General features: G+C 45.0%; 21 protein-coding genes. 3 read left to right on the top strand and 18 right to left on the bottom strand.

Annotated features, from left to right (window positions below):
• The 16 genes from ASD40_RS33265 to ASD40_RS33190 all read right to left on the bottom strand — a co-directional run bounded on the left by ASD40_RS33265 (position 1) and on the right by ASD40_RS33190 (position 19,649).
• Positions 1 to 264 carry an HPr family phosphocarrier protein gene (locus ASD40_RS33265; protein ID WP_057307406.1) on the bottom strand — a complete coding sequence of 88 codons (264 nt, stop codon included), beginning with the start codon at positions 262 to 264 and terminating at the stop codon, positions 1 to 3.
• The gene (ptsP, locus tag ASD40_RS33260; RefSeq protein WP_057307475.1) at positions 261 to 1,988 is read right to left on the bottom strand and encodes a phosphoenolpyruvate--protein phosphotransferase; all 1,728 of its coding nucleotides are present in this window, start codon (positions 1,986 to 1,988) and stop codon (positions 261 to 263) included. Before ptsP ends, ASD40_RS33265 begins: the two co-directional genes overlap by 4 nt.
• A 29-nt stretch (positions 1,989 to 2,017) precedes the next feature.
• On the bottom strand, positions 2,018 to 3,175 hold the full coding sequence (locus tag ASD40_RS33255) for a mannitol-1-phosphate 5-dehydrogenase (RefSeq protein ID WP_057307405.1): 1,158 nt from the start codon (positions 3,173 to 3,175) through the stop codon (positions 2,018 to 2,020).
• Positions 3,172 to 3,609, bottom strand: coding sequence for a PTS sugar transporter subunit IIA (locus ASD40_RS33250; RefSeq protein WP_057307404.1), 438 nt, complete (start codon positions 3,607 to 3,609; stop codon positions 3,172 to 3,174). The genes ASD40_RS33255 and ASD40_RS33250 overlap by 4 nt, the downstream gene beginning before the upstream one ends.
• Before the next feature lie 22 nt (positions 3,610 to 3,631).
• Positions 3,632 to 5,671, bottom strand: coding sequence for a BglG family transcription antiterminator (locus tag ASD40_RS33245; RefSeq protein ID WP_057307403.1), 2,040 nt, complete (start codon positions 5,669 to 5,671; stop codon positions 3,632 to 3,634).
• A gap of 64 nt (positions 5,672 to 5,735) precedes the next feature.
• A complete protein-coding gene (locus ASD40_RS33240) occupies positions 5,736 to 7,169 on the bottom strand; it encodes a PTS mannitol transporter subunit IICB (RefSeq protein ID WP_057307402.1) in 1,434 nt (477 codons plus the stop codon).
• Between the two features lie 861 nt (positions 7,170 to 8,030).
• Positions 8,031 to 8,774: a LutC/YkgG family protein gene (locus ASD40_RS33235; protein ID WP_057307401.1), complete on the bottom strand. Its 744-nt coding sequence runs from the start codon at positions 8,772 to 8,774 to the stop codon at positions 8,031 to 8,033.
• Positions 8,767 to 10,284 carry a LutB/LldF family L-lactate oxidation iron-sulfur protein gene (locus ASD40_RS33230; RefSeq protein ID WP_057307400.1) on the bottom strand — a complete coding sequence of 506 codons (1,518 nt, stop codon included), beginning with the start codon at positions 10,282 to 10,284 and terminating at the stop codon, positions 8,767 to 8,769. Before ASD40_RS33230 ends, ASD40_RS33235 begins: the two co-directional genes overlap by 8 nt.
• A complete protein-coding gene (locus tag ASD40_RS33225) occupies positions 10,271 to 11,014 on the bottom strand; it encodes a (Fe-S)-binding protein (protein WP_057307399.1) in 744 nt (247 codons plus the stop codon). Before ASD40_RS33225 ends, ASD40_RS33230 begins: the two co-directional genes overlap by 14 nt.
• Positions 11,015 to 11,125: 111 nt before the next feature.
• The gene (locus ASD40_RS33220; protein ID WP_057307398.1) at positions 11,126 to 11,893 is read right to left on the bottom strand and encodes a DeoR/GlpR family DNA-binding transcription regulator; all 768 of its coding nucleotides are present in this window, start codon (positions 11,891 to 11,893) and stop codon (positions 11,126 to 11,128) included.
• 10 nt (positions 11,894 to 11,903) lie between these two features.
• The gene (gene rhaB / locus ASD40_RS33215; RefSeq protein WP_057307397.1) at positions 11,904 to 13,403 is read right to left on the bottom strand and encodes a rhamnulokinase; all 1,500 of its coding nucleotides are present in this window, start codon (positions 13,401 to 13,403) and stop codon (positions 11,904 to 11,906) included.
• Positions 13,400 to 14,620: an L-rhamnose isomerase gene (gene rhaI / locus ASD40_RS33210; protein ID WP_057307396.1), complete on the bottom strand. Its 1,221-nt coding sequence runs from the start codon at positions 14,618 to 14,620 to the stop codon at positions 13,400 to 13,402. Before rhaI ends, rhaB begins: the two co-directional genes overlap by 4 nt.
• A 32-nt stretch (positions 14,621 to 14,652) precedes the next feature.
• Positions 14,653 to 16,722 (bottom strand): bifunctional rhamnulose-1-phosphate aldolase/short-chain dehydrogenase, encoded by a 2,070-nt coding sequence (locus ASD40_RS33205; protein WP_057307395.1) that lies wholly within the window; start codon positions 16,720 to 16,722, stop codon positions 14,653 to 14,655.
• A gap of 1,054 nt (positions 16,723 to 17,776) precedes the next feature.
• On the bottom strand, positions 17,777 to 18,346 hold the full coding sequence (locus tag ASD40_RS33200; RefSeq protein WP_057307394.1) for a 50S ribosomal protein L25: 570 nt from the start codon (positions 18,344 to 18,346) through the stop codon (positions 17,777 to 17,779).
• A gap of 96 nt (positions 18,347 to 18,442) precedes the next feature.
• The gene (locus ASD40_RS33195) at positions 18,443 to 19,384 is read right to left on the bottom strand and encodes a DUF1861 family protein (protein ID WP_057307393.1); all 942 of its coding nucleotides are present in this window, start codon (positions 19,382 to 19,384) and stop codon (positions 18,443 to 18,445) included.
• On the bottom strand, positions 19,350 to 19,649 hold the full coding sequence (locus tag ASD40_RS33190; protein WP_235549479.1) for a helix-turn-helix domain-containing protein: 300 nt from the start codon (positions 19,647 to 19,649) through the stop codon (positions 19,350 to 19,352). The genes ASD40_RS33195 and ASD40_RS33190 overlap by 35 nt, the downstream gene beginning before the upstream one ends.
• A 207-nt stretch (positions 19,650 to 19,856) precedes the next feature.
• On the opposite strand from ASD40_RS33190, the gene ASD40_RS33185 reads away from it, so the two are divergent.
• The 3 genes from ASD40_RS33185 to ASD40_RS33175 are packed head-to-tail and all read left to right on the top strand — an operon-like array spanning position 19,857 to position 23,255.
• Positions 19,857 to 21,077, top strand: coding sequence for a glycosyltransferase family 4 protein (locus tag ASD40_RS33185; RefSeq protein ID WP_057307392.1), 1,221 nt, complete (start codon positions 19,857 to 19,859; stop codon positions 21,075 to 21,077).
• A complete protein-coding gene (locus ASD40_RS33180) occupies positions 21,077 to 22,183 on the top strand; it encodes a hypothetical protein (RefSeq protein WP_057307391.1) in 1,107 nt (368 codons plus the stop codon). Before ASD40_RS33185 ends, ASD40_RS33180 begins: the two co-directional genes overlap by 1 nt.
• Entirely contained in the window at positions 22,176 to 23,255 is a 1,080-nt protein-coding gene (locus tag ASD40_RS33175; protein ID WP_057307390.1) for a mannose-1-phosphate guanylyltransferase, read from the top strand. Before ASD40_RS33180 ends, ASD40_RS33175 begins: the two co-directional genes overlap by 8 nt.
• Before the next feature lie 7 nt (positions 23,256 to 23,262).
• On the opposite strand, the gene ASD40_RS33170 is transcribed toward ASD40_RS33175, so the two are convergent.
• Complete coding sequence (locus tag ASD40_RS33170) at positions 23,263 to 24,468, bottom strand: MFS transporter (protein WP_057307389.1); 1,206 nt, start codon at positions 24,466 to 24,468, stop codon at positions 23,263 to 23,265.
• Between the two features lie 238 nt (positions 24,469 to 24,706).
• Positions 24,707 to 25,369, bottom strand: a complete 663-nt coding sequence (locus tag ASD40_RS33165) for a DUF2306 domain-containing protein (RefSeq protein WP_082562614.1) — start codon at positions 25,367 to 25,369, stop codon at positions 24,707 to 24,709.
• Between the last annotated feature and the right edge of the window lie 142 nt (positions 25,370 to 25,511).

Genomic DNA, 25,511 nt, shown 5'->3' with positions numbered 1-25,511 from the left:
TTATTCTTCGAAGATGTGAGTCAGCAGCTCCCCTAGCTCTTTGATCGCTTGTTCCTCTTGCTCGCCGTCCACTTCCAAAGTGACTTCGTCATTCTGTTGAATGCCAAGTGTGAGCATGCTAAGCGAGCTTTTGCCGTTGACCTTCTTTTCGCCTTTGATCACATTCACTTTGCATGGGAAGGTGCCAACCTTCTGAACGAATACTTTCGTCGGACGGGCGTGAAAGCCGGAAGGATTTAAGACAGTAAAGGTTTGAGATATCATTTCAAGTCACTCCTTGTTTTCTGTTCTACGAATTGTTTAATTAGGGCCTGACTGCTCATGGATAAAATCTGCTCCGTGTAGCCCGCCCACTCCCTATGTGAGGTTTGTTTAATTAAAGCTCTCGCTGGCAAAATCGAGCTGGCACTCATGCTGAACTCATGGAGTCCCATGCCGAGAAGAATCGGTATGGCCGTTTCGTCACCGGCCATTTCTCCACACATGCCAACCCATTTCCCTTCTTTCGCAGCTGCCTGAATAACCATTTGAATTAATCGTAATATAGATGGATGGCAAGGTTGGTATAAGTAAGAAACGGTTTCATTCATCCGATCAGCTGCCATTGTATATTGGATAAGATCATTCGTTCCAATACTGAAGAAATCGGCCTCTTTCGCCAAGAAATCCGCAGCTAACGCTGCCGCCGGCACTTCAATCATAATACCGACCTCTATATTAGAGGGCACGGCAATGCCTTCTTGAACTAGCTTCTCTTTCTCTTCTTGAAGCAATTGTTTGGCAGCCAGCAGCTCATCTACAACGGCAATCATAGGGAACATGATTTTCAATTTTCCATAACTGCTTGCTCTCAGAAGCGCCCTTAGCTGTGTACGAAACAGATCCTGCTTGCTCAGACATAAACGCACCGCGCGCAAGCCTAGGAATGGATTGCTTTCAACAGGGAGCTTCATATATGGCAGTTCTTTATCTCCCCCTATATCGAGTGTTCGTATGACGACAGGCTTATTGTCCATTCGCTCCAATACATGCTTATAGACCTGGAATTGTTCTTCTTCACTAGGCAGAGAGCTGCGCCCCATATAAAGGAATTCCGTCCTAAACAAACCGATACCTTCCGCACCGTTAGCTAAAACCTTTTGCAAATCTTCCACACTGCCGATGTTGGCAGCCAATTCTACGCGGCGCCCGTCTGCTGAGATCGTAGGTTGATCCAATAGCTTGCGCAGTTCGAATCTTCGTTGGTCGTATGCTGCTTTACGAGCTTTGTAGGTCTCCATCTCTTCATCGTTTGGAGCGATGAGTACGGCGCCCTCTACGGCATCCATAATAATCATTGTGCCTGTTTTGATTTCCGCGGCCGCTGCTCCTGCTCCAACAATAGCTGGCACCTCAAGCGAGCGAGCCATGATCGCGGAATGAGAAGTACGGCTGCCGATCTCCGTTACAAAGCCAAGCACATAATCGAGATTTAATTGGGCGGTATCGGACGGCGTCAAATCTTCCGCGATCAAAATGCACGGCTCGTTGATGGCCGCAATCGCCGCATAGGAGACACCGCGAAGCCGGCTCATGATCCGTCCGGTGACGTCACGCACGTCACTAGCGCGTTCCCGGAGCAGCTCGTTATCCATAGAGCTAAGCACTTCGATGAAGCTGCTCGCAACTTCATGCAGCTTAAATTCAGCATTCAAGCCTTCGTCTTCAATGCCCTCGATAATAGCATCGATATAATCGGGATCTTCCAAAAGCATCAAATGTGCTTCGAAAATTTCAGCTTTCGCTGCACCCATGCGCTGTTCAGTCAAATCTTTAATCTCTTCTAACTCTAGTCTCGCTTCTTCAACAGCTTTACGGAAACGTTCTACTTCTATAAGAGCATCTGCCACCTTCTCACGGGCAGGTACGTAATGATCATTGTTCAACCGAAAAGCTTTCGCTATCGCAATGCCGGGGGAAGCAGCAATGCCTGATAGTCGTTTTGTCATCATTTTAGCCATAAGGGAACTCCCCTTTCTCAAGATCGATCTGATTGTTTTAATTGTTCATATTGGGTTTTAATCATCTCATGGATTAGGTGATCTTCACCGATGCTCGTATACTTCGTTATCGTTTGGGCAATTCCAAGCTTTCGTAAATCTGCTTGAATCTCTACGGCTTCAGGATCTTCCTGATCCTTAAATAAGAAGGCAGCGGCCATTGCCATAGCTAAATAGGTCGGTTTCATACCAAGCTTATAGGCCTGTAAAGCGGGCCGAACAAGACGATCATTGCTGGATAACTTGCGAATCGGTGACCTTCCTACCCGAGTAACCTCGTCGATCAAATGGGGGTTTATGAATCTGTTCAATATTTTATCGATATACTGCTCATGCTGAGCAAGATCGAAGCCGTGCTTTTTGATAAGCAGGGCGCCGGTCTCATGCATTACATGACGCACTAGCGAGGCGATTTGCGAGTTCGCCATCGCATCTTGAATCGTCGTAAAGCCATGTAAATATCCAAGATACGCAGCGCTGCAGTGCCCTGTATTGACAGTAAACAGCTTTCGCTCAATATACGGCTCCAAATGCTTCACATAATGGATACCCTCAATGCGGGGGAAGCCCTCGAGCATTTGCGACTCGTCAACGACCCATTCGTAGAAGGGCTCAACCGTGACTTGCAGTGGGTCTTCATTATGTTGGATTGGAACAATCCGATCGACAGCAGCATCAGGAAATGCGATACTTCCATCTACTTTAGCTCGCAGATCTTCACTTAGATGAACGTATACCTGTTCTTTCAGCTGCGTACTTCCACCAATTGCATTCTCACAGGCAATGATGTGCAGCGGCGCCGCTCCGCGTTCGATCCGTATTTCAATCCCCTTGGCGATGCCAGCGGCAATATGTTTCAAAATATTTACGCCCACTGCGGTTGTAACCAGATCAGCCTCAGCGACGGCTCTAGCTACATCTTCTAAGTTCTTACCATTAATCGCTGTAACATTAGTAACGTTGAACGTTTCTTGTTCCTCATTAGCTAAGCGTACTGAATATGACTTCCTCTTCTGCAATAGCTCAACTAAGCTATCGTTCACATCGGAGAAGATCACCTCATAACCGGCTTGGGACAAAATTAAACCAATAAACCCCCTGCCGATATTCCCAGCACCAAAATGGACAGCCCTCATGACTCCATCCCGCTTTCGAAAATTTTCACCATTTCTTCAGGCGTCGCCGCTTTCATGATCAGCTCTATGTTCTCATCTTCGGAACAAATCATCGCGACATTCGTTAAGATATCCAGATGATCATTACCTGCAGCTGCAATACCGATGACTAAGTTGGCTTTTTCACCTTCACCGAAATCCACGCCCTCCGGAATTTGTACGATCGACAATCCTGTCGATAAAATCAATGATTTGGAATCCTGCGTACCGTGCGGGATGGCCAGACCATTTCCCATATAGGTTGATAAAGTTTGTTCTCGTTCCAGCATTTTATCGATGTAAGCCGCTGATACATGACCTGCATCTACCAATAGTTGACCTGCCATCCGAATAGCCTCGAATTTATCCTTGGGCTTAGCGTTTAGTTTAATTTTATTCGTTGATAAGATCGTCATGGTTATCTCTCCTATATCCGATTTATTTTTTATTTTCTAAAAAGGCAGCGAGTTCCTGGGATAAAAAGTGCTTGATCTCGGACTGCGTCCCAGATTTCAACAGTTCGATCATTTCTGGAATCAATAGAAAAGAACTTATTTCACTGAGCACTTCTAGGCTTTCTTTGGAAAGCTCCTTCGGACCAAGCATGAGCAGCAGCTGCTTTACGTCTGACCCGATACCTTGGTCTAACAGCAAGTCTTCTTTTAATCGAAACAATGTGAAAGATGGCTTCCTAACCTGCTCGCTTCGAATGTGAAAGAGGGCCAAGCCCGTGTCTGGGATAACTTGACTGCTTAATCGTTCTCTTTCTAGCAGCAGGTTGACGATTGGCTCCACTTCATCGATCACACCTGAGTGTCTAACATATCCACAAATGACCTCCAGAGTTTCTCTCAGACTGTGAAAGGATTGATCGATATGATACACCGTGAATGGATCGATGATGCTGACAATTTCGTTTACATAGTGTTGAATGCGATGTAATCTGTCCGTTGAATCAGCGTCTTGAAGCGATTCATTACGATCTCCAGCTTCTTTTTGCAACGTAACATTTTGAATAAATAGTCTTAGTCGCTCAGCTTCTTCCTTCGTTAATAACGGACTTAACTTCAAGTACTGATCTTCATCCAGAGGCAAATCTACCGTTGATATAATCAAATCGTATTCCTTTTCGGGGATGCGCGCTGCTTCAAACCAAGATGCATGACCGATAATATCAATTTGCGGAAGTTCCTTTGTAAGTCTTACGGCTAACATTTTGGAAGTCCCGATCCCACTTGTACATACGAGAATCGCTTTTACATTACGCCTGAATTGCTTTTGCCTCTCGATAGAAGCTCCGAAATGCATGACTAGAAAGCCAATTTCTTCATCTGGCACGGCAATTTCGGTTATTGTTTTATCTACAGCTCTCCGTATAGCATCAAATAGTGTCTCATAATCTTTCTTGATTTGCGATAAAAGCGGATTACGAATGGTCGCTCCTGCTTGAAGCCGCTTCAAAGCGGACTCCAAATGGCTCAGCAGCCCCTCTCGTAATGAACGATCATCGCTGAAACGGACCGAGATACTGCTCTCCATGTTTCGGATGAGCTTCCATACAATTTCCATATAACTTAGTTCTTCCATAGGAAGCAGTTGATTCGGATGTTTCAGTGTATTGGGCTCCAGTAATTCGGCTATATAGAAAATTTCTGGTGTTGTTAATTCAATTGGAATTACCTTAGATAGGTGTTCAATTGTATGTGTAAGCAGCTTATTTGGGCGAAGTGAGTACGGTTCAGGATGTAGCTCGATTTGTCTACCCTGCTGAATTCTAGCGATAGTTATCGAAATATGAATGAGCAGATTGGTGTAATCCTGCTCCGATAGTTCACTTAAACCTTCATCTTCAGCAAGCCAAAGTGCTGCTTCCACCTTCGTAAAGTTTTCTTTCCCAATGAGCTCCAACAGTCTTTGTGTAACTGGTGAATGCGAGTTCACATTTTTCCCAAATAGATCAGCTTCATCGAGACCGTTTTTGGCGAGCTTTACCATCATCCTGCGTTTATTCGCCTCGGAACCGCTCAAACCAACGCCATACCCTCGTTTACGTACAAGGATTAGGTCAGACTTCTGTATCCAGCTATCCAGCTCATCGAGATCGTGAGTGATGGTGGGAACCGTTACGCCCAAATCATGAGCCAAACTGAATAGCTTGACAGGCTCCTCTTCTTGCAGCAAGGTGCAAAGAATCATGATTTTGCGATCGTCGGCAGAAAATTCAATGTCCATCATCCCATATAACAAGCGCCGGAACGCCTCAAGTTTTTCAGGTTCTGCTTGTAATTGAATCCCTTTCCCCGACTTTTTTTGCAAAGTTAATCCATAAGCTGCCAAAATCGTCTCCAACTCGGACAGCTCCCGATGAACCGTTCTTGTGCTTACATTGATTTCGGCAGCGATTTCTCCTGCTGTAATATCATCCGTTCGATTCATTAACAGCTCTAGAATTTGACGATTCCTGTTTGACAGGCTCATGATATTTCTCCTCACGAACAAAATGGAGATAACGCCGGCAATTAGCCAGCGTTAGTAAGGTATATTAACTTAATCGTTTGACAAGTTCATCGTATTCTGGACTTTTCATGAAATTTTCGATGGAAATGTGTTCAGCCTCCGGAGCCTTATTACGTGCTCGATCAGTTAATGATTTATGGGTGATTACGATATCTGCATCAGATGGAATCTCACTAATTGCTGTGTTGACCACGATGACATCGATAGCAGCTTCTTTCATTTTCTTTCTTAAAATGGAAGCTCCCATCGCACTTGAACCCATGCCTGCATCACAGGAGAACACAATTTTTTGCACCTCGGAAGCTGGCGTCAACGTTGAGGCGCTAACTTTTTCAGCTGCCGCAGCGGCGGGAGCTTGTTTCATTTCTTTCATTTTCGCAGTAGCATGCTCCAAATCTTCTTCATTCTCGGTTTGTTTCGTTGTTTTCAACAACAATGCACCGACTGCAAAAGAGACAATCGTAGATGTGATAACCCCGCTGAAAATCGGCAGCATACCACCCTTAGGAGCCATGGCAATGTAAGCGAAAATGCTTCCTGGTGATGGCGGAGCAACTAGACCTGCATTGAACAGGGAGAACGTGAACGTTCCTGTTACGCCGCCTGCGATTACAGCCAGGATCAGACGCGGATTCATGAGAATGTACGGGAAGTAGATTTCATGAATACCGCCAAAGAAGTGAATAATAGCTGAACCAGGGGCTGAAAGCTTCGCTGCACCGCGTCCTACTATCCAATACGCTAGCAGGATACCTAGTCCTGGACCCGGATTGGACTCCAGCATGAACAAGATCGACTTGCCTGTTTTGGAGGCTTGATCCAAAGCAATCGGACTTAACACTCCGTGATTAATCGCATTGTTCAAGAACAATATTTTACCTGGTTCAATCAAAACGTTCGCAAGCGGGAGCAGACCGGCATTCACCAGTGCTTGAACTCCGGAAGCAAGAGCTTTACTCACGACCTGAACCGCAGGACCAACTACTGTGTAAGCAAGAACGGCAAGTATAGCGCCGATAATGCCTGAAGAGAAATTGTTGACGAGCATTTCGAAGCCGGATTTCACTTTTCCTTCAATCGATTTATCGAACTTCTTGAGCACCCACGCGGCGAACGGACCTACGATCATAGCCCCGAGAAACATGGGAATATCCGTTCCGATGACAACCCCCATCGTGGTTACAGCGCCGATGACGCCGCCGCGTGTTCCGTGTATCATCGTACCTCCCGTATAACCAATTAAAATAGGGAGTAGATAAGTAATCATGGGACCGACGAGCTTAGCCAAATATTCATTTGGAATCCAACCTGTCGGAATAAATAAAGCCGTAATTAATCCCCAAGCGATAAATGCGCCAATATTAGGCATCACCATGCCGCTCAAAAAACGACCGAAACTTTGAACTTTCACCCGGAATCCTCCGGAGGATGCTTGCTTTTGTGCAGCAGTTGCACTCATTAGGATAACCTCCCTTTGTCTGTTTCATGTTACTATCGTAATGCAAAAGCGCTTACATATTCAATCAAATCAAAATCCCTTTTCGTCATGAACAATGTTGACAACATTTTAAGCAGTAAGTTGTCTCGGCTTACGCCGTCCATGGACGAGCATGTTTTTCATTGTTGATGCAAAGCAAGTTACGCCCAACATAATTCTCAAACAGACGCGAGGGCACACGTTGTAGCACCGCCGCTTGACGCAGTGGTCAACACTTCTTTTAATATTTGTTGTATTCGATAGCTCCATCCAAGTGGAGTTGTATTTAGTACAACATTTAGCAAGCTAATCCACGTTATCCCCACGAATATTGCAAATCATACAACAATTTCACGAGATACTAGCTCTATTGGAGGAAAAAAGGTTATATTGTTGCACAAAATACAACATCCTGAGCTTTCTAAGAAGATATCAAGGAAATTGTTGTACGGAGTACAACTTCCCTACCATTTTGTTCTCTAATTCTCCTACTTCCTCCACTGCTATCACTTTCAACACTCCTACTACTTGTACTATTTGCACTATTTCGAACTCTTCAAATTACTTCCAGCATTACCACTACTTCCATCACTTCCATCACTCCCACAAGTTCCATTACTTCAAAACTTCCATCACCTTCATCACTTTTAAAACTCTCAACACCTTCCACCAATTCAACTAACTTCTACCACTTCTCCACACCTCCCACTTCCATTACTTCCATTACTTCCATCAATTCCAGCAATTCCAGCAATTCCAACACTCCCACTACTTCAAACACTTCCCTCACATACATAAATAAAAAAGAGCCGCTAGGGAAATTACTCCCTCACAGCTCTTTGGTTACTCAATGATAAGTGCATATACGATGCCGGGTCCATGGACGCCAATGGTCAAATCATTCTCGATGTCGGCTGAGCGGCTTGGACCCGAGATGAAATGAATACCTGCCGGTCTATCTTCGGCCGAAAGTTCATCGAATGGGCGCAAAACTTCGCCCAGCTTTGTTTTTATACGATCCACCGGGATAATCGCAATGAACGTGGTTGGCAGCAAGCTGACACTTCTGCCTCTAGTCGCATCTGAAGTTACCACTAGTGAACCTGTATATGCGACAGCGTGTTCTACGGCTACGATGCCGATGTCCGCTCCTGCCGCTTTAGCGACAAGCTCGTCTTTGGCAGCAGGGTCAGCACCTTCTGCGTTCCACACCGTGATGTCCGTTTCCGTGCCAGCAAGCGCAGCACGAAGGGGCTCTAGCTCCGGTTGATCCTGAATGATCAAGTGTTTGGCCTGTGTCTCTGCGATGAAGTTAGCAATGAACTCCTCTGCTTCAGCCATGCTAGCAAGACGCTTCGTATGGCCTCCAGCTTTCTGCCAATTCGTCATGAACAACTGAATGCGCTGTTCTAGCGGGAGATTCACCTGCTCCCAGAATTCAGGAGCCCCCTTCGTGCTATGCGAAGGAGCTGTTTGCAATGGCTTAGCTCTGCCAAGTCGATTCGAAATATTAGCAAAGAAGGCCTCTTGATCCTTAAGGGCTTCTTGGTGAAGCTTTTGGTGAAATGCTGCATCTGATTTAGCCATGATGATGTCCTCCTCCGCCGTCTTTGCGATCAGCCACAAGCTTTTCCATGCGAGCTTTCATCACAGAATCTAGTTCAGGGAATGTACCTTCTAATCCCTGCTCAATGTCTTTCCACGATTCGCGGAATGTCCTCTTCGCTATACTTGGCGCATAACGATACGAATTCCAACCTTTTAACGGACCTATCTTCGCTTTAATATGACCATCGCGAACTAACAATTTCTGCCCAATGCGACCGATTTTGATTAACGCTTTAACCCGCTTCGCGTCGGACATCAAGAAATTAAAGCCTTGCATGCCGGTCTTCTCAACAAAATCCGTCGACCCGCGCTCTACTTTGCGTTGACGAAGATAAATGAGCATATCATGCAGCGGAATCTTCACCGGACAAGCCTCATAGCAGGCACCGCACAGGCTCGAAGCACTCGCGATGTCGTCCCATTGGTCGACGTTCTTGTTAAGTGCAGGTGTAAGCACGGCACCAATTGGGCCACTGTACACCCCGCCATAAGCATGACCACCGATGTGACGGTAAACCGGGCAGGCGTTCAAGCATGCACCACAGCGAATGCAGTTCAGCAATTCCTGGAATTGCGGATCTCCAAGCTGCAAGGAACGTCCATTATCCAAAATAATGACGTGCATTTCTTCCGGTCCATCGCCGTCCTGCTCCCGTTGCGGTCCAGAAATCACAGACATATACACCGTAAGTTTCTGTCCAGTAGCCGAACGCGGCAGCAAAGTCGCCATCACTTCGAGATCGTCCAAAGTAGGAATGATTCGCTCCATACCCATGAATGTGATTTGTGTCTTAGGGATGGTACTAACCATCCGCGCATTGCCCTCATTTTCAAAAAGAACGATAGACCCTGTCTCTGCAATAGCAAAATTACAGCCCGTCATCCCAATGTCGGCTTCAAGGAACTTCTCGCGCAGCTTCCTTCTAACATAGCCAGCCAATATACCCGTGTCCGGCTCAAGCTTCTCACCTGCATCCTCGGAAAGCAGATCGGCGATCTGATAGCGATTTTTGTGGATCGCCGGAATAATAATATGCGAAGGCGTCTCGCCTGCCAGCTGAATAATATATTCGCCAAGGTCCGTTTCAATCGCCTCGACACCGATTTGTTCAAGCGCATGGTTGATATGCAATTCTTCGGAAACCATCGACTTTGACTTTACAACACTTCTAGCCTTCTTGTGCTCGGCGATTTGCATCGTCAAACGAACAGCGTCAGCTGCATCGGCTGCAAAGTGAACATGAACGCCCTGCGCTCTCGCATTTTCAACGAATTTGCCAAGATAGTAGTCCAAGTGTGCAATCGTATGCAGCCTAATTTGCCTGCCTCGCTCACGCCACTCTTCCCAGTTCCCAAGCTCTTCGGAGGCGCCCAGTTTACCGTTTTTGAGCCGTTCGGTCGTGAACTTAACCGCATTGCGAAGAAAGTCATTGTTCAGCGCGACTTTGGATCTTTCCTTGACGGTCCCACTAGGTTTATGATCGCTCATGCGCCAGCTTCACTCCTTCGGCCAGTAATTCCGCTAGATGCATGACCTTCACGGGTTTTCCACGGTAGGATAAATTGCCTGCAATATTCATTAAACATCCCATATCCAGTCCAACAAGTACTTCTGCTTCCGTTTCCAGCACATGATCCGATTTCTCAGATACCATAGCACCTGAAATATCGCACATTTTCACCGCAAAAGTCCCGCCAAATCCACAGCAATCCTCCGCATGAGGAAGGGGAACAAGCTCCAAATCACGGATATTTTGCATCAATTGCATCGGTTCTTCTTTGACGCCTAATAGTCGACTGCCGTGGCAGGACGGATGATAGGTCACTTTGTACGGGAACACAGCCCCCAAATCAGTCACACCTAATACTTGCACGAGGAACTGCGTGAATTCATATGTTTTTTCTACTAATCGGTTAGCCCTTGCTAGATTGATAGGATCATTTTCAAACAGCTTCGGATAATAATGATGAATCATACTTGTGCATGAACCCGAAGGTGATATCACAAAATCACTGTCTTCAAACGCTTGAAGCAGTGTCAATGCGGAACCTCGCGCCTCATCCCAATAGCCGCTATTGAAGGCAGGTTGACCGCAGCATGTCTGAGTCGCAGGGAAGTCTAGCTTGACTCCGTATTTTGCAAGTAAATGAACCATAGACTCACCAACCTTGGGGTAAACAAGGTCGCTCAAGCACGTAATGAATAAGGATACTTTCATGATTGCAGCTAACTCCCTTCCTTAATCGTTCCCTCTCAGAGGTATTTGGTTATACAAAAAACCATCCTCAGTACGAGAGAGAACATACTGGTGATGGGAGGAACATCTTTTTTAACCTTTATCTAATTGGAGAACGTATACACCTTTATCGCGAATCTGATCAACGTCATCCTTGTTTGTTTGACCGTCCGTGATCAAGTGCTTGATCTCAGGCCAGCCGGCTACTTGCGTCAAAGATTGCATGCCGAATTTACTATGGTCAGCTAGCAAGTATGTTTCATCAGCAATACTTATCATTTTGCGTTTAATGAGCGCTTGCAACTCGTTGGATTCGCTAATTCCACGCTGGATATGAACCCCTTTGCATGACAGGAACAGCTTATGAACGTGATACATATCCAAGGATCTTTCCGCTAGTGGTCCTACATAGGACAACGATTTTGGCGAAAGGAGTCCACCTGTAGATATGACCTGAATTTTCTCCTTACTGCTCACCTCAAGCGCAACCTTCATCGAGTTCGTGATGATCGTTAGCGGCATATCAGGAATTATTTTGGCCATATACCAAGCCGTTGTACTTGCATCTAAAATGATCCGATCATGCTCCCGAATATGCGATACCGCTTCCCTCGCGATGCTGTTCTTGAAATCCGACTGCGCCGTTTCCCTTTCCATAAAAGGGACTTCCGACTGCGCTTCCTTCACACTTACAGCGCCGCCATGGCTGCGCATCAGCTTTCCTTCGCTTTCTAGCCGATCCAGATCACGTCGTATCGTTTCTTCCGTCACTTGACACAGCTCACTTAGCTCAGTCACTCTAATACTTCCTCTTTCATTCACCAACTGAACGATTCTCTGCCATCTTTCCGCTACCAGCATCGTACTTCCCTCATTTCACCGTCGATCGGGATGCCACCTGACAAAATGTTGCATACGCTACCTGCCAACCCGCTCCATCCTGAGGGAGGTACGTTTTGACCGGGAACGAATTCCGAATCAGCTTCCTGGCTTCGCGCAAATTCGCGATATACCCTAGTGATATCCATTGTACTACAAGGTTACCTAAGGCACTACCCTCAACAGGACCGGCCCAAACCTCGCGCTGTATAGCATTTGACGTGAATTGACAAAGCAGCTCGTTCTGAATGCCGCCACCAACGATGTGAAGACCTTGATACTTCTTCCCCGATAGCAGTTCTGTTCTTTCTAAAACAAACCGATACTTCAAAGCCAGGCTTTCCAACATACAACGAACAATTTCGCCTTCCGTTTGCGGTACAACCTGTTCCGTCTCCCGGCAGTATTGCTGAATTTGCTTTGGCATATGCTCAGGATTCAAGAACATGTCATCATCCGGATCGATGAAGCATTGGAATGGCTTCACCTGCTCGGCAAGCTTGACTAGCTCAGCAAAGCTGATATTCTTGCCTTCCTTGTCCCATGTACGCTTGCATTCCTGAATTAACCATAAGCCCATGATGTTCTTCAGCAATCGGTTCGTACTATAAACGCCGCCTTCATTGGTGAAATTCCAAGCTAATGCCTGTTCCGTAAGCACGGGCGCCAACGTCTCCGTCCCGAGCAGTGACCAAGTACCGCAGCTTAAGAAAGCAAAATCTTCTTCTAAAGCGGGAACCGCGACAACAGCAGAGGCTGTATCATGCTCGCCTACGGCAATGACAGGAATCGAAGGAACATCAAGTTCATCACAAATCTCTTTGGTTAAGGCACCGACTCTAGTCCCTGACGAAACCGGTTTCAGTAATAGCTCACCTGGAAGACCAAGCTGCTCTAAAAGCTCCGTATCCCATGTTTGCGTTGTCGCATTCAAAAGCTGTGTCGTTGTGGAATTGGTGTACTCGCTATGTTTTTCTCCCGTTAAGAAGTATCGGAGCAAGTCAGGAATCATCAAGAATGTATCTGCACGCTGCAGAAGCTCTGGATTTCTTTCTTTTAACGCATATAGTTGAAAAATCGAATTAAATTGAAGGAACTGAAGACCTGTTTTGGCATACAGCTTTTCACGGCCAACAAGATCAATGACCTTATCCATGATGCCGTCCGTTTGATGGTCCCGATAGTGGTAGGGATTACCGAGAAGCTCACCATTTGCTGCAAGCAGCCCGAAATCAACCGCCCATGAATCTATGGCCAAGCTCTCGATATCCGTATAACCCAGATGCTTCATCTGTAAAATACCTTGTTTCAATTCATGAAACAATCTCAAAATGTCCCAATGAAGGTGGTTGCCCACCTTCACCGGATCATTCGAGAAGCGGTGAATTTCCTCGATCGTAACGATGCCCGCTTCGGAATCAAGTCGTCCGACGATCGCTCTGCCGCTGCTTGCTCCCAAATCAAAGGCCAGTACGCAGGAGGGCTTACTCACCAGCTGGCACCGCCTTTGCCACGAGCATTAATGCTTTCGTCGTAGCCGCTTTCTAGGTAAGCTTTCATCGGATCTACCGGTACACCGATCTCTTCCCGTACTGCTTGAAGAAGCGGAGTAACATCGAATTCGAATGCCTTACGCACAGCGTCTTCTGCGCCTAGAACGTCTTGACGCTCTTGAGCATCTCTAACTTCATCGAGATTGATCAGCAAAGCTTTGGCATACTGTGTTTGAACGTTAAGCACGGAACGCAGCATTGCAGGGATTTTACGCTCGATATTGTGGCTTTGATCGATCATGTAGGCAATATTGTCAGCAGCCTGACGGATTTGTGGATTTTTATCGTTCGCTGCATCAATGATTTGGTAGAAAATAAGGAACAACTCATACGGATTGACCGAACCAACGATCAGATCATCATCCCCGTATTTGCGGGAGTTGAAGTGGAAGCCGCCCAGTTTATTTTCATCTAACAAGTAAGTCACGATATGTTCAATGTTCGTTCCTTGCGGGTGATGCCCTGTATCAACTAGCACTTCAGCTTGAGGCCCCAATTTGTTCGCCAAATTGAATGCCATCCCCCAGTCTGCTAGATCTGTGTGATAAAACGCAGGCTCATAGAACTTGTATTCAATCAGCATACGCATGCTTGGCGTCATGGCTCCGTACATTTCTTTAAGCGCTTCATACATCCATGTTTTACGAGCTCGAATGTCGACTTGTCCTGGATAGTTGGAACCATCTGCGAACCATAGGCTCAGCACATCAGAACCTACTGTCTTAGCGATGTCCACACACTCCAGCAAATGATCCGTCGCTTTGCGGCGGATGGCTTCGTTCGAATTCGTCACACTACCAAAGATGTAATCATCCTCTTGAAAAAGGTTAGGGTTTACAGCTCCAATAGAAACACCGAGATTAGCTGCATGCTGCTTAAGCTTTGCGTAATCGTCCACCTTGTCCCATGGAATATGGATAGCAACCGACGGGCAAACACCCGTCAGTTTATGGACCTGCGCAGCGTCTTCGAATTTCTCGAAGGGATTACGCGGAACGCCATTTTGCTTATAAACTTTGAAGCGAGTTCCTGAATCTCCGTAGCCCCATGATGGGGTTTCTACTTTAAGGGCTTTTAGCTTAGCTTTAACGGCTGCTAGATCAATGCCTCTATTTGCTTGCAGCTCTTCGAACAAGGCGTATGCTTTATCGCTCATCGGATTATATCTCCTTTTGGTTGTGGAAGTAATTAGCGAGTGAAGGCAGCCGGAACGCCGCCGTCAACTGTGATCATACAACCTGTCGTTTTGTCTGCTTTGGAAGAAGCGAAGTATACGATAGCCTCCGCAACGTCTTTCGGGAAAATGTTGACAAGCAGCGTCGTTCTTTTGCGGTAATGCTCTTCCAACTGATCCGGTTCAATACCGTAAGCTGCAGCCCGTTCATTGCGCCAACCGGAATTCCAAATCGCGGAGCCTTGAAGAATCGCATCTGGCAATACCGAGTTTACACGAATGCCGAATTCCCCGCCCTCAGCGGCAATACAGCGTGCTAAGTGAATTTCAGCCGCTTTGGCTGTCGAGTAGGCGGAGGCATTTTTGCCTGCGAATACCGAGTTTTTGGAGCCGACGAATACCATGCTGCCGCCGATGCTTTGTTTTTTCATAATTTTAAAAGCTTCTCTAGCTACGAGGAAATAACCCGTGCTGAGCACGTTCATGTTTAGGTTCCACTCTTTAAGTGATGTTTCGTCAAAAGGACTAGAAGTCGCAAGACCTGCGTTATTCACAATAATATCGATACCGCCATAGCTGAGAATCGAGTCGCGGTAAGCGGCTTCCACTTCCTCTTCTTTCGTTACATCCATTTTAACGGCAATGGCTCTGTTTTCGCCATACTGCCCGTTCAATTCGTCTGCTAATTTTTGTGCGCCTTCAAGATTCAGGTCAGCTAGAACGACGTGCGCGCCTTCTTTTAAAAATTGACGAGCCGTTACGCTTCCGATTCCGCCTGCGCCGCCTGTGATGAAAGCAATTTTACGGGAAAACTCCGCTTCAGCCGGAGCCAAAGTTAATTTATAAAGTTCAAGAGGCCAGTACTCGACATTAAAAGATTCATTTTCGCTTAAAGAAACGAACGTTCCGAGAGCTGTTGCGCCTCTCATTACGGCAATCGCACGGTGATAGAGAGCTCCGCTTACTTGTGCATTGGACCAGCTTTTACCTGTGTTGATCATCCCGATACCTGGGATCAGGATAACGCGAGGTGCCGCTTCGTTCATGACGTCGCCTTCATTTTTGTTGCGGTCAAAATAAGCCTTGTACTCTTCTTTGTAAGCCGCGATTCCAGCGTTTAAAGCTTCAATTAACGAGGCCACATCACGGGAGTTTGGATTCCAATCAATGTAAAGAGGCTTCATTTTCGTATGAACCAAGTGATCCGGGCAAGCCGCTCCAACTTGGGATAGCACAGCAGCATCTTTACTGTTAACGAACTTCAGAACATCATCCGCGCTGTCAGTGGTCAGGATCATTTTCTTCTCATTGCTCACTGCTCCACGAACGATAGGCAGGACTTGTGCCAAAATATCTTTTTGCTCGGATTCAGAAAGGGACTCGTACTTCGCTCCGCCATAAAGGCTGCTCTCGTTCACACGAGCTTCAATGAAGCTTTCTGCTTCTTGAATGATAGCCAAAGTTTTGAGGTAGCTTTCTTCCGACGTTTCGCCCCAAGTAACCAAACCATGCTTCTCCATCAACACGAGCTCAGCCTTTGGATTGTTTCTTACGCCTTCCGCGATCATTTTGGAAAGTGTAAAGCCAGGACGCACATAAGGTACCCACACGAAACGGTCGCCGTAAATTTCTTTCGCCAACTCACGACCATTGTGTGCACAGCATAGACCGATAATCGCATCAGGATGCGTGTGGTCAACGTTTTTGAAAGGCAAAAATGCATGTAAAAGCGTCTCAATGGAAGCACGCGGATGTTTGCTGTCGATCATACAATTCACAAGGTAAGCAACCATTTCTTCGTCGGACATTTCATCTCTCTCGAACAACGGACGAATGTCTTCCATGCGAAGACCTGTGAAATTCTTTGCTTTCATAGTAGCAAGGTCAGAACCGCTGCCCTTTACCCACATCACTTCTACATCACGACCGCGGAAATCCTTCTCGATTGTTTTGTACGATGTGTTACCGCCGCCCCAGTTGGCAACTGCGCGATCTGTCCCTAATAAATTGGAACGGTACACCAATTCCTCTACGCCTTTCGATACTGCATTCGCTTTTTCCGCTTCCCACAAATTCGCAATCATTAGTATCCTCCTAATATAGGGATCTTTGAGCGTAGCTCAAAGTCTCTCCTTTTTACATCCCATGAGTATGTGTTTGTTCTTGATGGATTCATCGTAACATATCTTTGTTTATTTTTGAATATTTATTTTTATTTTTGTTTCAAAGGATTTAAATACATAAATGTGATGTATCACATTCATAATTAGAAGAAAAGGTAGAAGAAAAAATGAAACGGGCATAATACAAACATAATGAGAATAGAAGAAAATGCTGCTCTCCGCATTTCTAGCTGATCGCAATTGTGCTGGAAGACACCCGTGATACATGAACTGCTTTAGTGCAGTTCATATGCATCCTCAGTGGCTTTTGAGGGATCTTGCTGCAAAAAGTGCAGCCAAATCCAGCCATAAAAAGTAAATTCCTACCTTTCTGGCACGTTTAGATGTAGGAAAGAGTCAATTTCATAATAAAAGTCCGATTTTTCCAAGTATGGTTTCGGAAGAAATGCAGTTGGATAAGAGCCTTTAGAGACTGCTATTTCTTCATTTTCACCGTATTTTGTAAAAATAGRAGTCCCTAGAGACTCTTAACGTTTAAGTGAAGTGTAGWTTCGGTAGTTACAGAATTCAGAAAGGGATTTATCCGTTTWAATGCCCTGATTTGTAATGCTTAAACGGAGAATAACATGATATCTTGGCACCTAATGGATGCCTTGGGTAGGTGACTGTTTTTGAATGCGCTATAAGTCCTTATGGGAGAATAACATGATATCTTGGCACCTAATGGATGCCTTGGGTAGGTGACTGTTTTTGAATGCGCTATAAGTCCTTATGTAGCAAGAGGTTTGAATTATGAAATTGACTCGGAAATGCAGCTAATTTGCTGAAAAGCGCCATTGGTGCGAAATTAGGTGCACATTTTACAGCTAAAGATGTTCTCGCGTAATTATCTCGGCACGCTTATCGCCCTAGAAAATAAAAAATCCCCTTCTAGCAGCGTGATTACATTCATGGAACCATGAATCTTCACACATTCTGCTAGAAGGGGATTTACATATATGATATATCGAGTCTTTTACGCTGTTGCTTCGACTTCCTCATGCACGGTTTTGATTTGAATCATAACCGTATTCGGATCCGTCAACACTTCAATGCCATCCTTGAAAATTAGGTCGGAAACAAGAAGCTTGTCGCCAGTATCAAGACCGCTGATATCCACTTCCATGGAAGTCGGCAAATCGCCAGGCATACAGCGAACTTCTACTTCGTAGATTTCGATCTGCAGAACGCCACCCGATTTGACTCCGATTGCTTCACCAGAAAACTGGATAGTAACTTTGCTGTCCATGATTTCAGTCATGTTCACATGATGAAAGTCGATGTGCAGCAGATTACCAGACATAGCATCCTTTTGGACACTCTGAACAATAACCGGAATTACTTTTTCATCGGATGTATTGCCTTGAAGGATAGCTCGTGGATTTTTTTTCAAAATATCCAGCATTTCTTTTTCATTTACTTCTAATGATAAAGTATCTTTACCAATCCCATACAACACAGCCGGGATGCGTCCCTGTTTTCTTGCTTGATTCATGTGGGACTTTGTTTCACCAGTGCGCTTGTTCAATTGAATAAATTTACTCATTTGCTTGTTCCTGCTCTCTTTGACCATAAATTCTTGTCAAAGCAATTATAACATGACCATAAAATCTAGTCAAACTTTGATGAAAACTACTCGTTACTATTCATACTCCATAAATGGATCAGGGATCTCAATCTGATAAGCCTCTGCATCACTAACGCCAACAGAAAGTATGGCTCGCCCATTGCCTGACCGTATAAGCCCACCGCTAAAAATAACATCTTCAAGATCAGGCCGTTTGCCAGGGCCTCTTGGAAAATCACTTCTTGCCGCAATAATTTTCATGGGTGTTTTCTCACAGGTCTCAGGGTTTATCGAAAAAGCCATGGAATAATAATGCTTGTTTCCTACGGTATCAAAGCAGGCTATATGTCCTAGAACGCCCACATGACCATTCCCCAGTAAATGTGCTTCGTTCGCACCGCCCCATTCTTCGGAGACAAACTGCTCACTAAGAATTTCCGCATTGATGAAGGTTTGCTCATTGAGTTCCTCCAGCGAGTTGATGATTGTAAATCCGATTTGTCCTCTTCCACCTCTTGCTCCTTGCGGTCTAGTAAAGACACCTACTCTACCGTCGTTAAGCTCAATTAGACGAATATCTTTCATCGTACCGGGTCCGGACGAGAAGTGACATAAGGAATCTATTTGAAAACCGCGATAAAATTGGGTAACCCACGATACAATCTTACTCGGATTCTCGACAGCCGTAATGACTTCAACTCCGCCAATTATTAGTTCGCCTTTGATGATGGTCATACATGGATCCTGCAAGTTATAAGTGTGAGTATGTACTCGGGGACTCCAAACCTGATTCTTGCATGTAAAAAAGAAGACTTGAGAGAACTCGCTATCCCGTTCCTCAACTCTTCCTAAGATGACTTCCTCCCCGTCGTACTGAAACGGGGCCGTTATATTGTATACATCGCGATTTCCAACCCCAGAGAACACTAATTTCTTCACTTTTGTTAATCTAGTGTTTGCATAAAAGGTTTCCAGAAGCTGTTTACAGCTCTCTGTTGTTATCGATTTCCTTGTCATTTACTTCCTCCTGATAATCCATCGATGCATCTATCGTCCAATCACTTTCCACATCCATTTCGATGCCAATGAGCTGTCCAGGCTGGACATTAAAATACAGACAAAGCTTTAGCAATAAATCCCTAGGATACTGTACCATCTCATCCTTATACATACGACGAACGGAGTCAAAGTGGTAGTTAATCTCTTTAGCAAGCTTACGTATCGATAATTTGGGGTCGTGATTTTCCATGACTTCTTTTAGTTTACTGCGTATGACTGACACACATACACCTCCTTCATAAATATATAGGGTATGGGATAGAGAGTCAATGAATTGACAAGAAAAAATGGTCATGTTATAGTGAAAACAGGAAATAATTTGGAATTTTCTGAAAATAAAATACCCCTTCCCCCAAAAGAATTAAAGATCTATCTTTAGATTCTTTTTTTTGTGTTCCAAAAATCGCGAACCAACATGGAGGCTCATTATATGAAGTATACAAGCAGCAATCGGAATATCGTTTTTCTAGGCACTAGCCTGCCGAGAGAATGCGGCATAGCTACATTTACACAAGATTTATTAGATGAACTCCAGCACATCCAAGGCTTTAACAAGCCTCGTATCATTGCAATCAATAACAACGAAACTTACGACTATCAGGAGCAAGTGATGAGGGAAATTGACCAACATAAGCTATCAGATTATATAGAAACGGCTGATTATCTTGGCACGTCTAACATAGATCTTCTCGTTATCCAGCATGAATTCGGTATTTACGGCGGAGAAAGCGGTGAATACTTGATTCCATTCGTCGAAAGACTGACTATTCCGTATGTCGTCATTTTTCATACCGTGTTAACCAAACCTTCTGCCAAGCAGCTGCACATCATGAATCGAGTTGCCGAGCTAAGTGTTAAAGTTGTCACGATGGCGCAGTCTACAGTAACCGATTTGATCTCCATTTATAGCGTTGATGCCGCCAAAATCGCTTTCATTCATCATGGCGTACCTCATGTCCAAACCGGATCAAGATCAGAGCTTAAAGAGCAGTATGGCTTTGCAGATCGAAAAATTTTATCCACCTTTGGGTTTTTAAGTCCTGGTAAAGGAATTGAATACAGCATTGAGGCTATGCGCGGAGTGGTCAAACAGCATCCGGATTCTCTCTATATCATTTGGGGGAAAACACATCCGGTCGTTAAACAAGAAACAGGCGAGGTATACAGACAAAAGTTGATGGGTCTTGTGGAAGAATTTGATTTAACTCATAACGTTCGCTTCGTCGACAAGCTTTTGACGCAGGATGAAGTCATTCAATCGTTGGTCATGTCAGACATTTATATGACTCCTTATTTAGGCAAGGATCAGGCCGTTAGCGGAACTTTGGCCTACGGAGTCGGTTACGGAAGGGTTATTGTCTCCACACCTTACCGATATGCCGAGGAAATGCTGGCAGAGGGCAGGGGCTTACTGGCAAACTTCCGCGATTCAGCCTCCTTGGAAGCTTGCATCCTTCAATTACTTAATGATCCCGCTAGAATAGCTGAAATGGAAAATCGTACGCTCGAACTCGGAAGAACCATGCTGTGGAACGAAATTGCCAAAACCTATGCCGTCATCTTCCAAGAAAAAATACTAGATTCAGAGTCAACAAATGTACAGGCTTACGATGCCAGTTTTGCTAAAGTAAAACACTTAGGAGTGATTTAATGCAAGTACAAACGATACGGCAGTTTAAGTCCGATTACATGCGCAGGATAACCGATGATACAGGCATTTTTCAACATACCAAGTTTGGCGTACCCGACCGGTCGAAGGGTTATACAACGGATGATAACGCGCGGGCATTAATCGCAGCCGTTTTATTGTACAGCACCGAAAAAGATTCCAGAACGTTAGACCTCATTCATACTTATGTTTCTTTCATTCACCACGCACAGAATACAGATGGAAACTTTAGAAACTTTATGGATTATAACCGAACATTCATGGAGGATAGCGGCTCTGAGGATTGTCAAGGACGCACACTATGGGCATTAGGATTCGCTCTCGCTCATTCCTCCTTGCTCCCCGACAATGTACTTAATACCTGCCGTTATTTAATCAATCAGGCATTACCGCATATCGAGAAGCTAGGTTCTCCTCGTGCTGGAGCCTATTCGATAATCGGTCTAAGTTATTTAATAGAAACCCCTGATGCTCTAACTTACTCCTTCCCCTATCCCCACACGCCAAGCACCGCAGAAGAAAAGGCTTTTCTACCAAGAGCATTCATCATCAATTTGATCGAAAAAATAGCGGTCAGGCTACACAATCAATATGTTCGCAATAAGGGTAACGATTGGAAATGGTTTGAAGACAGCCTTACCTACGGAAACTCCATGCTGCCATGGGCACTTTTAAAAGCATCACATATCGCGGAAAATATTAGTTTGAAGGAAACAGCTAAGGAAAGCTTGGATTTTCTAGTATCCAAAACCTTTGCTAAAGAAGGATATTATAAGCCGATTGGCAGCCATGGCTGGCAGCTGCGAGACCAAAAGGCCGCTCTTTACGACGAACAGCCGATTGAGGCTTGTGAAATGCTTCTCGCTTGTAAAGAAGCCGCGGTCGTACTCCAAGACCCAGCATATCTGAAGATAGCAGCCTTATGCTATGAATGGTATTTAGGCCATAATTCATTAAAAATCTCTCTCATTGATCCTCAAACAGGAGCTTGTTATGATGGCATCCATGCCACTGGATTGAACCTTAACCAAGGCTCCGAAAGTATCATTTCCTTCTCTATTGCCCATTTGGTGATGCATCATGAATAAATTTGCTACCATCCTTGCAGGCGGGGGCGGAACCCGCTTCTGGCCGCTGTCTAGACAAGAGATTCCAAAGCAGCTTCTAAATATTAGCGGAAATGATATTATGCTAAACGATACGATCGAACGATTCAAAGGCATTATCCCTCAAGAAAATACCGTTATTGTAACGAATCGCTCTCAAGCGGTTCTGCTGGAGAGCATCATGCATAGCAGTGTTTCAAAAAGCAACATTTTGATCGAGCCCGTCGCCAGAAACACAGCTGCAAGCATCCTTTTCGCGGCGTTATCTATAGAAAAATCACATGGTGATTCCTTAATGGTTGTATTGCCTTCCGATCATTATATAACGGATGAAGCACAATTTCGGCTTACGTTAGACGAAGCCTGTACGGTCGCGATGAAGACGGACAAAATCGTTACCATCGGAATTAAACCGACGTTTCCTTCTACCGGGTACGGTTACATCGCCTTTGACAAGGAACCTATCTCTTCAAATCCTGTAGCTGTATACGAAGTAGCTGAATTTGTAGAAAAGCCGAACTTCCAGAAAGCACAAGGCTATCTGTCGTCCGGTAATTATTTATGGAATAGCGGCATTTTCATTTGGAAAACTTCCGTCATCATTGATAATTTCAAGCGTTACCTGCCTCGGTTGTATAAGACCATGCTTCCAATCAGCGATTATCTGGGCACGGATCAGGCAGAGGAAATCATTAATAACATTTATCCAACGCTTCAAAACATTTCGATTGATTACGGGATTCTTGAGCGCTCCGATGAAGTCGTTGTACTGTCTGGTCAATTTGGCTGGAACGATATTGGCAGCTGGGATGCACTCGGCGCGATCTTCCCTCCAGATCCATCGGGAAACATTATTAAAGCAAATCATATGGGCATAGATACACGAAATTCGATCATTTATGGAAATGGCAGACTAATCACGACAATTGGCGTAGACGGCTTCATCATTGCAGATACTGGGGATGCACTTCTAATATGTCCCAAAGATAAAGCACAATCTGTTAAAGATATCGTCGACCTGCTGAAGGAAAAAGGAATGACTGAGTATATCTAGCCAGCCATTACTCTGATGAAGATAATGAAACAGCGGCCACTTTGGGACCGCGATATTTGAAGAAGAAGGCCACACAGATTAGCGCCAAGCCGTTGATGGCAAAAACGAGCGGAATACCGATCCAGCCGCCCAAAAAGCCACCGATAATCGGACCGCTCATGGTTCCAAGCTGCGTAGCGGATTGATTTAAGCTAAATGCTCGGCCTCTAAAGCTGGAATCCGTAAATTTAACGATGAGCGCGTTTAACGCCGGATAGACGGCAGCAAAAAACAACCCATAGCTAAACCTCAGAATGCCAAAGGCCAGCAGGTGGTGAGTGCCCAACTGAAGCAGATTCCCTATTCCACCGCCAATTAAGCCGATGAATAATGTTTTGGAGTAGGTGATTTTCTGTCCGAGTTTCCCCCATCTCGGTGCTGCAATGACGGTTGCAATGCCTACCGCAGAGAAAATAATGCCTGAACTCAGCGAAGCCGAGCTTTGGCTGCCGCCCATTTGCAGCACATAGATGGTAAGGAGCGGCTCGACAATCATGACTGAGGTTGCTACCAACATGGTGACACCTAGAATCATCATGAAAGGGCGATTATGAGCAGCCGACTTCAAATCATCCATAACACCCGATCTCGCAGCCGAGCGGTTAAAGTTCGTTTCCTTAGCCCCAAACAGCCCGATAAAGGCTGCGACTAAGACAACACACCCCGAGACTAGGAACGATTCTCGGTTTCCCACCCAGTGGCTGACGAATCCGCCAACCAGCGGACCGATGACACTTCCGGCGGCTCCTGCCGTTGACATCACCCCCAGCGCATAACCCACTTCTTTTTCAGGCGTGTTCGTGGCCACTAAGGCAATGGAAGCAGGAACAAAACCGGCAAGCAACCCCTGAAGAATCCGAACGACAAGAAATACGTAAGGATCATGGACAAAAAAGGTCGCAAAATAAAGAACGCTTAGGCTGAAGCCTGAGCGAATCAGCATCGGTTTGCGGCCATACTTGTCCGCCAAAGAGCCCCAATAAGGTGCGATTAAAGCGCTAGCCAAAAAGGTGATGCCAAACGTAATACCTGACCATGCTTCCAGTCCTTTATCAATACCGAGCTCCGTGTGCAGAAAGATAGGTAAGAAAGGAACCGAAATCGTATACGCCATGCCGCAGAAAAATACACCGATCCATAAAGTGATGAGATTACGTTTCCAGGAAAATTCCATGTGTTTACCCCCTGATGCTTGATGACTGAACGAACAAATCTAAAGTTCTCCCGACAACCTTGCTTAGATATGTATATTTTATCATCATTATCTGAAGATTAGAAATTACATCATGAGAATGGCTGAGTTAAAGATCATCGTTTTCGTTGCAGAAAAAAGGGTGGGGTTGCTTTGTACATGATAAATGTACAAACACCCCACCTCTTTTATCCTACATAATTAATATTTCCTTCATTATTTATTTAACTGTTACATTCGGAGCTTTGACGTACACATAACGAATTACAAGTTCTGCTAGTATGAAATTAAGCAGGATTGCTCCATAAATACCAAACGTATAACTCGACTCATACCTCAAACCAACTCCTTCATGGAGAATAAAACTAATAAGATGAATGAACATATTTGTGAAACAGAAAGCATAACTGCGAACCATCCACTTCCGATGTTTGCTGACTTGCTTGCGTTTAATTTGGACAATCGCTGTAATAGTCATGGCGAGCCAGACGATACTCACCAGATTGAAAGCCATGCTATTGATTTTTCCGCCTGTTGAATACGGAGCCATGTAACCCGAGGTCAGAACAACGACAAAGACAAAGATAACGTAGAGATAACCATTGACTCTATGGAATATGCGAGCTTTGCGTAAGATCGTGCTTGAGAAATTAAGCGCCCCTGTCAGCATAGCCAAACAAGCAGCACCTACATGAATATGCATAACGTTTAACCAAATTGGGAGATTCATAGGACGTTTGAGATTCATTTTATGAGTCAGAAAAGCCGTTGCTTGCGGATCAAAAAATAAATTAGTCAACAAAATGTATACCATGTAAATAATTATTGCTGCCAGGAGTAGCGGATACGCGTAGCTCTTAGTCCGTTTTGCCATTTTAGACATAGAAACCTCATCCTTTTCGTTAATATGTTTGCTGATTAGATGTTTTGAGACCGAACCGTACGGTCTTTTTTTAAAATTATACAACGTTCTATGCTATGATTCACTAATAAAATGTTACAATATTACGAGAATGACATTGTCT

Origin of the sequence: Paenibacillus sp. Root444D2 (assembly GCF_001426375.1) — a bacterium.
Lineage (GTDB): Bacteria > Bacillota > Bacilli > Paenibacillales > NBRC-103111 > Paenibacillus_E.
Note: the sequence above shows the minus strand (reverse complement) of the source record. Positions and strands in the feature narration are given on the sequence as shown.